This is a genomic window from Protofrankia sp. CiP1_Cm_nod1 (assembly GCF_920888515.1).
GTDB lineage: Bacteria > Actinomycetota > Actinomycetes > Frankiales > Frankiaceae > Protofrankia.
The window spans coordinates 1-12,081 of record NZ_CAKKTM010000138.1; the positions used below are offsets into that span (position 1 = coordinate 1).

11 protein-coding genes and 1 pseudogene are annotated in these 12,081 nt (G+C 67.5%); 2 read left to right on the top strand and 10 right to left on the bottom strand.

The genetic code is table 11. The annotated features are described in order from the left end of the window. Positions 1-30 precede the first annotated feature (30 nt). The 3 genes from NBX02_RS06670 to NBX02_RS06680 all read right to left on the bottom strand — a co-directional run bounded on the left by NBX02_RS06670 (position 31) and on the right by NBX02_RS06680 (position 2,263). The gene (locus tag NBX02_RS06670) at positions 31-642 is read right to left on the bottom strand and encodes a hypothetical protein (RefSeq protein WP_250284493.1); all 612 of its coding nucleotides are present in this window, start codon (positions 640-642) and stop codon (positions 31-33) included. 229 nt (positions 643-871) lie between these two features. Next, on the bottom strand, positions 872-1,801 hold the full coding sequence (locus tag NBX02_RS06675; RefSeq protein WP_250284492.1) for a hypothetical protein: 930 nt from the start codon (positions 1,799-1,801) through the stop codon (positions 872-874). 231 nt (positions 1,802-2,032) lie between these two features. Beyond that, on the bottom strand, positions 2,033-2,263 hold the full coding sequence (locus NBX02_RS06680; RefSeq protein ID WP_250284490.1) for a hypothetical protein: 231 nt from the start codon (positions 2,261-2,263) through the stop codon (positions 2,033-2,035). A 160-nt stretch (positions 2,264-2,423) separates the two neighbouring features. Between NBX02_RS06680 and NBX02_RS06685 the strand changes: the two genes are divergently transcribed. After that, positions 2,424-5,111, top strand: coding sequence for a LuxR C-terminal-related transcriptional regulator (locus NBX02_RS06685; protein ID WP_250284488.1), 2,688 nt, complete (start codon positions 2,424-2,426; stop codon positions 5,109-5,111). A gap of 293 nt (positions 5,112-5,404) precedes the next feature. Here the strand turns inward: NBX02_RS06685 and NBX02_RS06690 are convergent, their stop codons facing one another. Beyond that, positions 5,405-5,977: a hypothetical protein gene (locus NBX02_RS06690; RefSeq protein WP_250284486.1), complete on the bottom strand. Its 573-nt coding sequence runs from the start codon at positions 5,975-5,977 to the stop codon at positions 5,405-5,407. Between the two features lie 50 nt (positions 5,978-6,027). Between NBX02_RS06690 and NBX02_RS06695 the strand changes: the two genes are divergently transcribed. Next, positions 6,028-7,005, top strand: a complete 978-nt coding sequence (locus NBX02_RS06695) for a transposase (RefSeq protein WP_250284483.1) — start codon at positions 6,028-6,030, stop codon at positions 7,003-7,005. 172 nt (positions 7,006-7,177) lie between these two features. Here NBX02_RS06695 and NBX02_RS06700 read toward each other — a convergent pair whose 3' ends face one another. From NBX02_RS06700 to NBX02_RS06725, 6 genes and pseudogenes are all read right to left on the bottom strand, one after another. After that, on the bottom strand, positions 7,178-7,453 hold the full coding sequence (locus tag NBX02_RS06700) for a helix-turn-helix domain-containing protein (protein ID WP_250284481.1): 276 nt from the start codon (positions 7,451-7,453) through the stop codon (positions 7,178-7,180). Between the two features lie 14 nt (positions 7,454-7,467). Beyond that, positions 7,468-7,794 (bottom strand): hypothetical protein, encoded by a 327-nt coding sequence (locus NBX02_RS06705; protein WP_250284479.1) that lies wholly within the window; start codon positions 7,792-7,794, stop codon positions 7,468-7,470. Further along, complete coding sequence (locus tag NBX02_RS06710) at positions 7,725-8,777, bottom strand: DMT family transporter (RefSeq protein WP_250284477.1); 1,053 nt, start codon at positions 8,775-8,777, stop codon at positions 7,725-7,727. The genes NBX02_RS06705 and NBX02_RS06710 overlap by 70 nt, the downstream gene beginning before the upstream one ends. Before the next feature lie 80 nt (positions 8,778-8,857). Further along, positions 8,858-9,721 carry a formyltransferase family protein gene (locus NBX02_RS06715; RefSeq protein WP_250284475.1) on the bottom strand — a complete coding sequence of 288 codons (864 nt, stop codon included), beginning with the start codon at positions 9,719-9,721 and terminating at the stop codon, positions 8,858-8,860. A 51-nt stretch (positions 9,722-9,772) separates the two neighbouring features. After that, positions 9,773-10,714, bottom strand: a pseudogene (locus NBX02_RS06720) (NAD(P)/FAD-dependent oxidoreductase); the annotation flags it as partial. Positions 10,715-10,779: 65 nt separating this feature from the next. Then, positions 10,780-11,976, bottom strand: a complete 1,197-nt coding sequence (locus NBX02_RS06725; RefSeq protein ID WP_250290482.1) for an ISAzo13 family transposase — start codon at positions 11,974-11,976, stop codon at positions 10,780-10,782. Between the last annotated feature and the right edge of the window lie 105 nt (positions 11,977-12,081).

Below are 12,081 nucleotides of genomic sequence, written 5' to 3' on the forward strand. Positions count from 1 at the left end.
CCAGTTAAACGACAAGCTTAGGGCAGTGGCCTACGAGGCCGGGGGCACGTCCCCTGAAGAAAGCGGAGGTGCCGGGAGCGGGCTTGCTTCGTCCTCGGCTGCCGCATATGCCTTTCCGTATTCCCACTCGGCGGCGAGTCTCGATTCGTGCTCCGCTGCGATCGCACGGGTCCTTACGTACTCCGTCTCGTCATGGTCCGACTCGTCGTACGCGGCCTGGCCGGAGGTCGCCTCGGCCTCACGCTGCTTTTGGTCCTCCGCTAGAGCCGCGACCGCGACAATGGCTGCGGCGGCCGCCGCCAGCCATCCAGTGACATGGTTGCGCTTCCACCAGCTAGGTGGAGATGTGCCGCTTGCGAGCGCCCTCAGGTCCTTCATCGTCTTGGTGATGTCGCGGGTCAGCGGCCGGTTCTCTCGGCGCCAAGTAGACCGCGATGGCCTCCCTCCGGGGTACACCACCGGGAACGACGGGAGCGTGCCGCGAACCGTGCTTCCGCCCGACAAAGCGTCGTCACGCTCCCGTGCCGAACGGGCATCGTCGAGCTGTCTTTGCGTCACCTGGTCGAAGATCCGTGTGTTCTCACGTTGCTCGTCAAGACGACGCTGATCGTCGCGTGCTTGTTCGTACTGGTAGTCGGACATCGAAATCCTTCCCATCGGTAGTCCACATGCTGGCCGCGGCCGGGTCTGCGGGTGCGGGTGCGCGTGGTCTTCGTCTTTCGTAGCCATCAGATGTTGTAGTCGGTGGCGGAGAGGCCCAGGCCGACCATGGTGCAGTCGGGTTGGTTCTGCGACAGCGGGGCTGACAGCTGCACGGTGCCAACGCTCGAACCAGGGAACAAAGGACATATGGTGGAGATACGTGTGACTGCTAGCCCTGATTCCTGACGAACAGTACGTTGGACCCGGTGTCCTGGTAGGTCATCTCCTCTGCTGAGCAGTCGATGTTTTCGGGGTCGAGCTTTGAGAGGCTGGCCTGCTTCGGGCTGCCATGAGAGCCATCCAGCGCGAGCATCACCGAGATCGCGCCACTCACGGACGAGTACGTGAGTGTGCTGCCGCTGATCGAGTAGCGGAACGAGATGTTCCCAGACTCGTAGATCTCGTATAGCCGGTGGTCGTCGCCGTAACCGAGGAGCCTCGCGTCGAACTTGTCACTGCCCGTACCGTCCGGACGGAGTTCAACCGTGCGGGTGGCTCCGTCGTGGGCCTGGACGGTGACGGTGCCGGTAGCGCTGCGATCCCAGACCGACATGGGATCCTCCTCGTACCAGGAGCCGGCGTCCTCAAGGCTCCACAAGCCAGTCGCGCAGTCCGCAGCCAGCAGCGGAGCACCGCTCTTTGTGTAACGGTTCCCGCCGAGGGTTAGCAGTGAACCGCGAACGGACCATTTCACGGCGTCTCCGCCCTGGCAGTTCGCACTTGTGAAGTGGAATCGCAGCGTGTCGCCGGCAACGGAGACAGTGCCGGAGCATTGGCTGTTGAAGAGGTCGTTGGTGAGAGTATGAATGACCTTGCCGTCAGCGGTGAAGGAGTACTCGTTCGCCGCGCCATGCCCGGTGACGCCGGAGCCGACGATCGCCCAGTCGCCGACCAGGCTCGACGGTATGCTCGCCGACGCATCACTGTCAGTCGTTACTGAGGCGGCCGACCTAGTGGACGGAACATTCGTGCCGGACGGGCCACCAGAATGGCTGATTGTTGATGCCAGCCCGGCCGAGCTGGCGCCGCTATCGCTGTGGACTGGGGACGGCACTGCGGATTTTCCGCACGCAGCAAGGAAAGTGGCGTTGACGACCACCAGTGCTGCAACGCGGAGAACGAAGGATCTGTTCCGACATCGATGGGCCGCCCTCGGTGGAGTCTTCACTCGCTTTCTCCTCTTCTGGTTCGTGCATGCCGTGGTAGGCACGCGCTTTCACGGCGCGTGCTGCGGGGTGACCGTGGAATTCGATTCCCAATCGCCGTGTGCCCGCCGGCCGGATGCTCGACTTGGCTGCTTTGGCTACCTGAGACGCGGCCATGCTGGGCCTCACCAGCTCGACAGCACGACCGAGACGAGCGGAGCGTCGGGGTCACGGCAACTCGGGCAGACCCCGACGAGCAGCAGCAAGACTCTTTTGACCGTTCCGATGTTCGGAACCTGGCCCACCGCGGCGCGGCCGCAGTCCTGACAGATGTGCCTGCCGCAGTGGGGACAGCCCTTGATCTTGAGCTCGGGCCCGACGGTGCCGCAGGTGTCGCATTGGATCACTGCCGCCATAGCCGCTCCTTCGATCGATGCGTCATTTCGAAGCTACTGTCGGCGATGGTCGGCCGTCCGGTACCTAGGCGCGAACTCCGCGGCCTTTGCGTACTGGAGTACGTATTGAAGAACTCTGCGACACTGGTCGGGATGCGGCCGCTGCGGATAGCATCCGGCCATGACGCTTGCCTGGCCGTTCATCGGGCGCGCGGACCAAGTGCGCGAGATCGTCGCGACGCTGAAGCGCAGCGCAAGCCCGGGGCTGATCGTGGCCGGGACGTCCGGGGTGGGGAAGACCAGGCTGGTGGACGAGGCCGTCTGCGCCTTGCCGCCGCATTTTGTGACCGTCAGGATGCACCCGACGCGGATTCTGCATCGGATGTCGTTCGAGGTCCTCGACGCGATCTACCCAGCCGGGTCGTCACGGCGGGGGCCGCACAACACGCCGAAATGGGAGGCTGAACGGATCCGGCGGTATGCCGAGTCACTGACTGGTGACGGGCGGCTCGTGCTGGTCGTCGACGACTTGCAGTTCCTCGACCCGCAGTCAGCCGCCGCCCTGCACCTGGTCGCGGGCAAACCCCGGATCCACATCCTTGCGACGGTCAACGTCGACGAGCCCGCCGACGACGAGGTCAAGGATCTGTGGCGGGACCGGGTCCTGGTCCGTCACGATCTAGCCCCCTTGGGCGATCCCAATGTCAGGGACCTGCTGCAACGGGTTCTCGGCGGGCCGGTGCACGCCCGTACGGTCTCGGAGCTCCGCTCCATTACCGGTGGGAATCTCGTGTTACTGGAAGCGCTGATCACGGCGGGGAAGGTCGCTGGTACGCTCGGACAGCACGACGGCGTGTGGGTGTGGAGCGGTCAGCCCTTGTTGGGAAACTCGGCGATCGACACGTTGTCGGGCAGGTTCGAGCGTGCCGGAGCCGAAGCCGAAGCCGAAGCCGTCACAGTCTTGGAGTACCTGGCGCTGTCGGAGCCGATCGGCGTCACCGTCCTCGTCGCGCTGACCTCGGCCGCCGCAGTCGAAGAGGCGGAGGCCGCGCGACTGATCCGCGTCGAGCGGAACGACCACCGGCTGGAAGCCCGGCTCCAACACCCGCTGTATGCGACCGTCCTCCGGAAGGCCATGCCGGTCACGCGGATGGGCCGGATGTCCCGCGAGCTGGCAGATGCCGTCCAGACCCTCGGTGCTCGACGCCGCGGCGACCTGCTGCGCGTCGCACTTTGGCAGATGGACGGCGACCTGCCCGGCCACGCGGCCACACTCGCCGGTGCGGCACGGCAGGCGTTCGCGCTGTACGACTTCCAGGCCGCGAACCGCCTGGCTCGGGCTGCCCTTGCCGCGGGCGCGGATGCTTCGACCGCAGTCGATATGTCGCTCATCCTCGCCTCCTCCGGGCAGTGGCACAGCGCGATCGAAGTCGCGCGCAGCGCCTTTCTGCAGGCTCGATCGCCGCTGGAACGCGCCGCAGCGGTATACGCGGAGGCATTCGAGCTCGGCGTCGGGCTGGGAAAGCTCGCCGCGGCCGAAGCACGGCTGGACGAGGAGGAGGCGGCCCTGTCGGCCGAGCCTGTGCCACGCGGTGCGGACGGAGAGGAGGTTCAGGCGGCGCTGGATGAGATGGTGTGCGGGCGTACTGCGCTCTGGGGCTTCGCCGGGCGCGTCCACGATGCCCGTGATCTGGCGCTGAGGCATCTGGAACAGCGGGACCGGCAGCTGCTTCCCGGTCCGCGAGCACACCTGCAGACGGTCGCGGCCTGGATGCTCGTCCATGCCGGCTCCCTTACGCAGGGCGTCCAACTGGCCCAGCAGACACTGTCCGAGTGGCAGGGCTGGCGTGACGCGCGACCCAGCCTCGCCCCGTTCCTGGTCATGACGATCGCCGTCGCCGATGTGGTCGCCGGCCGTCCGGCCGACGCCGACAGCGAACTCGCCGCCTGGTCGGCGTTGGCCCCGTCCGGCGACTGGCCGGTGGCCGAGGGCGTGCTCGGCCTTGTCGAGTGCTGGTCGTCGCGGTTGCAGGGCCGCTACGCGGATGCCCTCGTCGTCGCCCGTGACATGGTGGCGCGTTCGCAGGATGTGCGCGGCTCGGCGCTCGGCGAACTCGCGCACTGCCACAGCCAGTTGGGCAACCATGCGGCGGCCGCGGCAGCCCTCGACGAATCGGAAGGCCTGGCCGAGCAGTCGTGGGGTATCCATGATTACGCCCACCGGTTCGCCGCGATCCGCCTCGTCATCCAAGGCGGGAGGACCGACGACGCAGCCCAGGCAGCCGAGGCCTTTGCACGCTCTGCGGCAGAACGCGGCGCCTATGTCGTCGCCGCGCATGCCTGGCACGAACTGACCCGCTTGAACGTGGTGCTACCGCCCGACGCGATCGAGGTCATCGGCAGAGTCGAGGGACCATTCGCTCAGATCGCCCTCGAACACGCCGCCGCGCTCGCGGCCGCCGACGCCGACAGCCTCCGCGCGGTGTCCGATCGATGGGCGGCCGCCAACTTGTGGCCCTTCGCCGCTGACGCGACCGGCCAGGCCGCAGCCATCCTCGAAGCCACGGGGCGCCCCCAGGACGCCGCCGTCGCCCACGCGCGGGCATCCCTGCTGGCCGAGCACATCGACGGAAGCCCGTCCCCCGCCGTACTCCGGGCACGGACACTCAACCTGACACCGCGAGAGCGCCATGTCGCGACGCTCGCGGCCGGCGGGCTGAGCAATCTGCAGATCGCGGGGCAACTCGAATTGTCCGAGCGTACCGTCGAGAGCCACATGGGCCGGATCTTCGCAAAGATCGGCATCAACGATCGCCACAGGCTTCGCGAGATCTTCGGACCAGCACCGAACCGTCCGCTGCCGGAATGAACGCGATCTTCGCAGAGGTAGTCCGGCCCGGCCGACGCCCGGTCCTGCCAGGGAAACCGCAGCGATCCTCTCCACATTGCCGAGATCATCTCGCGGATCGCAACGCCCGCGCTGCGAGCAGGACCATCCCGTCAGGCCGGCGCAGCACGACGCAGACGTTGACGACCGAGGTGTGGCGGACAGCATGCTGAGACACCGCGTTTCTCCCTTCACGTAGCCACGACGGTAGTGGCACCGTCTAGCCCCGTCTTCCGCACATGGGATTTCGATGCCTTGACCGGCCCGGTTTCCGATCAAGGTGGTCGGGTCGGGTCGACGCCGAGAATGGTGAGCAGGTGCTGGTGCAAAGCCGATGGGCGGGGGATGCAGGCGGCTTGGTCGCCCCGGGCGGGCACGAGGCGCAGCCTGCTCGGTGTGCTGAAGAGCAGTGCTCCGGTGGGGCGGGCGGGCCGACCGGCGTAGAGGCCGGGGATCTTCCCGTCGGGGCCGGCGCCGAGGCGGGCTTGGCGTTCGACCAGGCAGAAGATGAGCAGGGCCAGGCAGATCACGTGGATGAGGGCGTGGATCCGCTGGTCGGAGTGCAGGAACATCGGCGCGACCGCGAGCGGCCCCTTGAACGCGCCGTAGCGGCGTTCGACGACTTCCTGGCCTTTGTAGCGGGCGAGGGCCTCGGCCGGGCCGATATCGGGTGCCAGGTTGGTCAGCAGGGCGTACCAGCCGTCGGTGGCGGCCTCAGCGTCGAGGGCGGCCTGGTCGAAGTGCCAGGTCGGGGCCGGTTTCCCGGTGTCCGGGTCGGTGCTGGTGGTGGCTTTGAGGTAGCGGGTGACTCTGCTGCTTAATTCGGCTGGGTGTCGTGGGTGCGGCATGATCTCCTGTGCGGTCCGGGTCGCCTCATGGGCCGCGGGAGGTAGGGCACATGTCGTTGCAGCCGAAGGGGCTGCCGGAGATCCCGGCGCAGACGGTGGCGGTCGCGCGGGCGGCGTTCCCGCGGGGAACGTTGGCGATGCGGCTACGGGACCGCCTCGCCGAGGTGTTCGTCGACGAGTCGTTCACCCCGGCGTTCGGCCGGCGGGGAGCGCCGGGTCTGCCGCCGGCGGTGTTGTCGCTGGTCACGGTGCTGCAGTTCACCGAGAACCTGACCGACCGGCAGGCCGCGGCGATGGCGGTCCGCGCGATCGACTGGAAGTACGCCCTCGGCGCGGAGCTGACTGACACCGGGTTCGACGCGACCGTGCTGTCCCGGTTCCGGGCCCGGCTGGCCGGCCACGGCCTGGAACGGGTGGTCTTCGACCGGCTCCTGCAGATCTGCCGTGACCAGGGCCTGATCAGCGCCGGTGGCCGGGCGCGCACCGATTCCACCCATGTGATCAGCGCGGTGCGGGACCTGAACCGGACCGAACTCGCCGGGGAGAGTGTGCGGGCGGCGTTGGAGGCCCTCGCGGTCGCGGCCCCGGACTGGCTGGCCGACACCCTGGACATCGACGAGTTGGCGCACCGCTACGGCGAGCGTGTCAACGGGTGGACGATGCCGTCGTCGACGACGGCCCGGGACCGCCTCACGGTGGTGTTCGGCCAAGACGCGCTCGCGTTGTGCCGGGCGGTGAGCACGCCCACCGCACCCGGCTGGCTGCCCGAGATCCCCGCGGTGGCGTTCCTGCGCGAGATGCTGGTGCAGACCTACTACCTGTCCACCGACAGCCGGGGACGGGAGGTGATCGTGAAGCGGGACGCCGACAAGCAGGGTGTCCCGCCTGGGCATCGTCGCTTGGCCTCCCCCTACGACCGCGACGCGCGGTGTGAGGTGCCCACCGTTCGACGTGCAGCAGCGGTGTCGGCGAGGTCGGCCGGTTGGCGACCAGCGCGGCGATCACCTCGCCGTGGGTGGCCCGGTTGACCTTGTCACGCATCGGGGCGAGCCGGTCGATCGTGCCCGCGACATCGAGGCGGGCCAGGTAGTCACGCACGACGGGGAGCGCGCCGAGCGGCTTCTCCACGCTCGGTGGCCCGTAGTCCATCGCGACCGACACAGCCACGAACAGTCCTAGACCCGCCACTACAGATCACGGTCATCCAGACGTGATCCGAACAAGAAACCACGTACCTGTCTCACCGCACGCACGTGCGGAAGACAGGTTGAACCGGTGCAGCCACCGCCGCACCGTCTTGGGATGACACTCCAGTTCGGTGGCGATCTGTGTGGTGCGCTGGCCGGCCCAGCTGACCGCGATGATCCTGGCACGCAGGATCCAGTCGGCCGGGGCGTGCCGGGCACCCGCCAGCTGACGGATCTTTTTCTCCTCGGCCGGGTTCCGGGGTGGCCGTGCGGAGAGGAAGGCGGGCATGACGTGCTCCCTGGTCAAAGCGAGCTGATACCCCGGTTCGCCCGATCTACCCCGGCCTTGAGGAACCCAGCACTATTACCCGGCGGAGTGGCCGATGGCATGGTCTCGAATGCTCCCGTGGTCTTGACGATCCGCAGCCGCGACGTGCTCAGGTTGGCGACGGCGGCCGGGTCGGTGGGGGTCACCTCGGGGGTGGCCGAGCTGGTGAACAGACACGCCACACCGGCGCCGTGGACGCCGCGTTCCTGGGACGCCAGCCCCAGTGCCCAGGTCAGCCGGGCGTTCGCCCCTGGATCGAGCTCCGCAGGGGCGGTCCCGGCGATCCCGAACAGTCCGCACATGTACGCTCACTTTCCCCGCCATTCGTCACCGTCGTGCCCCTGGTGGTGGTACCGATCGTCGGGCCCTGGTTGCTGACGAACACGCCGCACACGATCAGCAGCATCGCTACGCCCTGCACCCATGCCACGCGCTCCCCCAGCACCGGCCACGCCACCAACGCGGTGGCGACCGGTTCGAGGTAGTAGATGAACCCCGCACGCGAGGCGCCGATGACGGCGATTGACCGGTTCCACGCCGTGAAGGCCACCGCCGAGGACAGCACTCCGATGTACAGCAGCGACCACAACACCGGGCCGTCCAGGGACATCCGGCCGTCCGCCAGCAGCACGTCCCCGAGGTACAGCGGCAGCAGAAACGCCGTGCCGGCGCCGAACACGCTGGCCAGGAACACTGAACTCCGCAGCTGCGGCGGCTTGCGTCGCACCAGCACCGAGTAGCAGGCGAACGTCAACGTGCTCAGCAGCATCCACAGGTCACCGGAGTGGAACCGCAGACCGGTCAGCGACCCGTCAGTAATCAGTACCACTACCCCGACCAGCGCGACGATCATGCCCACCAGCCGCATCCAGGTGATCGGCGTGTCGTCCAACACGCGCGCGAGCAGCACGATGAACACCGGCGCGGCCACTGCCAGCAGCGCCAGGTTGGTCGCCGACGTGGTACGACCCGCGACGTAGACCAGCGTGTTGAACGCGGTGACCCCGAGGAATCCGGTCAGGCACAGGTATCCGAGATGGGCGCGGGCCAGCCACCACTGGGCCCGGGGCGCGCGGGCCACGAAGGGCACCAGCACGACGCTCGCGATCGCCCAACGCCAGAATGACAGGGCGACCGGGGAGACCTCGTCGCGCAGCCCCCGTGCGACGACGAAGTTCCCGGCCCAGATCACCACGGCCACCAGCGCCAGCCCATAGCCCCCCCAGGACGTGCGCGCCGTCCCAGCCGCCGTCGACGGTCCGGTGTGTTGGCACGATGAAGTCACGATTCCTTCCTCTCGGGCGCGGGATGCCCCTGTCGTGCCGACGAATTCGGTCCTGTCGCCGGAGTGGGAGCGGCGCCGGTTCAAGTCGGGGTGGGGACGTTGGCTGCGGGCGGTGCCGCCGCCCGCAGCGGCACTGGGTGCCGACCGCTGATCCGCCGCAGCCACAGCGCGAGTTCCGGCAGAGGGGTGCGGTCTCGATGCCGGTAGGTGGTGCCGCGGTCGGGCTGCTTGCGCAGCGATATCGTCTCGCCGCGTTCCAATCGCTCCGCGAGTTCGATGGTGCGCAGCACGCCGTAGTGCACCGACCGCGAGTACAGGTGCTCGTCGTTGTCGTGGGGGAACATCGGCGGGACGGTGGTGTCCAGCACCGCGCCGGAGTCCAGCGCCGGGGTCAGCACATGCACCGTCGCGCCGATGCGGTCCCAGTCGGCCGCGCGGTAGGCGAAGTAGATGCAGTGGTTGCCCTTGTACTCCGGCAGCCATCCGGTGTGGATGTTGACCATCAGTCCGGGTACGGTCCCAATCAGTTTCCGGCCGAGCACGCCGGTACCGCACACCACAGTGAGGTCCGGGCGCAGCCCGGCAACGAGTTCCCGCACCTCTGGGCTGTTGACGTTGGCGACCCGGTGCGCAGGCGTGTCCGGTTCGGGCAGATCGGCACACAAGGCCCCGAAATACTCCCGGCGGTACCGCGCCCGACCCGTCAGCTTTTGCCGTCTGCCCTGGTAGGCGCGGTAAAGCGCATCCCGGTAGCGGTGATGCCGCCACAGTCGCCGCTGCTGGTCTGCGCCGGATTCGACGATCGTGGCAAGCAGGTTCAGCCGGGTGCCGACCAGACGGCGCAGGTAGCTATGCTGCGGGTCGTCGCAGATCAGCAGGACGACGCGCAGATGCGGGTGGTCGGAGTCGAAGCGGACGGTGTCGCCGTCGCGAACGATACCCATCAGAGTGTCCGAATCCTTGTCAAACTGGGGAACATGCGAACGGGATCGCGGTCAGATGACCGGCTGCGCCTGCTCCCAGGCGGGGACTGCCCTCGGTGGGCGGGCCTCGGTTGAAGCGGGGGACGCCGCTGGAAGGTCGCTGAAGACGTGGCGGGACCGCCGCGGGTGGTACAGCATGTGCATCGGGTGCGGGCGTCTGGCCAAGGCGTCCAGCACGGCTTCGGCGATGACCGGAGCCTGCGCGAACCCGCCGGTGTTGTGCCCGCCCGTGACGACGAACGCTCCGTTCGCAGCGGGCAGCGTCTCGAACAGGCCCAGGTTGGATGCAGTCCACGGGCGCACGCAGAACCGCGCGTCAGGATCACCGGGGGTGATGTCGGCTGCGGCGTATGCTCGGGGGAACAACCGTCGTGCCGTGTCTGCGATCGCGGCGTGAATCGCAGCCAGCTCAGCGCGGTCGATGTTGGTCAGGTCCGCGCCGGTATAGCCGTAGCCAGAGCCGAACATTAGTACTTCAGCGCCGTGCTCGTCGCGGGCGACGGTGACATTAGCGTCCTCGGCGATGTGCCCGCGGCGGGCAACCTTGAGCGAGTGTTCAAGTCGCGGTCGGAGATTCGGCACGGTCAGCCAGCAACCGAGGACGCCGTGGATCTGTCCAGCGGACTCGGTCTTGGCTAGAAGATCCTCGCCATGCACGCCCGGGGACACCACGTAGTGGTGGGCGCGGTGGAAGTTGCCGCGCGCGGTGAGTACCCCAGCCACCCGATTGGCGCGATCGTGCAGCATGGTGTCCACCTGCTCATCGAACCCCAGCCGCACTCCGGCAGCCTCCAACCTGTCCAGTAACCGGGCGATGAAATCGTGCACGTTCAGGGTGAACCCGCGCACCAGCACGCCGCCCGCGTAGGCATCCGGCGCGGCCTCGGCCAGCGCAGGGAACTCCGTTCGCACGCGGTCCGAGACGTAGACGTCCAGCAACGCGCCCGCGTCGCGCTGCCTACGGACCCCAGCAGCGAAATGGTCGGCGTCCCCATAGGATTCGTATTAAAATAACTTGATTATTCGATATCGGGTCTATGGGAAGAGAACTTGTAGTTCCACTCGCCGTGGAAACCGTCCCGCTCGAACGGAATCTCCTCCTGTTCCTTCTTGGACAGCTTGATCCCTGTCGGGTAGTCGGCAGGGTCGAGTGCGCACCGGACGACGAGGCCTGTCGTGGTGGCCGTGCTGGCGATGAGGCTCACCACGGTCTCGTAGGTCGTGAGCGGCCGGCCGCGCCAGTTGACGCTGATATAGGAAAACAGCCGGTGCTCAATTTTGTTCCACTTCGAGGTCGCTGGCGGGAAATGACAGACCGTGATCTCCAGGCCGGTCCTGGCGGCGAGCCTCGCGAGCTCCCGTTTCCACAACCAGACCGTGTTCCCGTTCGACCCGCCGCAGTCGGCGGTAATCATGAGGCGCCTGGCGTCCGGGTACTTCTCCCGGCCCATCTCGTCCCACCACCTGGCGATGGTCGCGACCGCGAACTGCGCCGTGTCGCTGGTGACCCCGACCGAGACCCACGCGGAATTGTCGGCAAGGTCGTAGACACCGTAGGGAATGGCCTTCCCGTCGGCGAGGTAGGGAAAGTCGTAGGCGTTCACCTCGACCGGTTCACCCTTGCGACGCCACTCCCTGCCGCCCTGGTGGAACGGCCCGACCAGCTCCTTTTTCTTCGTGTCCACGCTGATCACCGGGTCTCCGGCCGCCAGGAACGCCGCCGCGGTGGCACTGATGTGGCGGAACTGGGCGTCACGGTCCGGGTGCCCGCGCCCCTCATGCCTTTTGCGCGTCCCCTGGAGGCTGTACCCGATCGACTTCAGGATCTCGGCCACCACGGCATGACTGACCGGATGCCCCATCCCGGTCAGCTCAAGGGCAAGCTTCCGGGTCGACTTCGTCGTCCACCGCAACGGCGTCATCGGGTCCCCGCGGCTTTCCGGCTCAACCAGCCCGTCAAGAGCCCCGACGATGTCCGGATCGGCCTCCTCAAGTTTCTTACGGCCTCCGCCTGGCGCCCGGACCCGGCCGGCAGGCGCCAGCGACGGGCCTGCGGCCTCCTCCATCCCACGTTTGATCGTGTTCCGGGCCGCACCCGTCGCCCGGGCAACGGCCGCAATTCCGCCATGCCCCCACGAATCCGCCTCTGCGCCCATAGCGATCCGCCACTGCCGCTCGTCCAGATGGGGTCGCTGCATCTCCAGACGGCCCCTCATCGCGACAAACTTCGCCGAACGCTCGTCCACCACGGATATAACCCTACCGAGGCGATCACAGGGGAATCCCAAACATAGATCAAGTGATCAACTTATTGAATGACG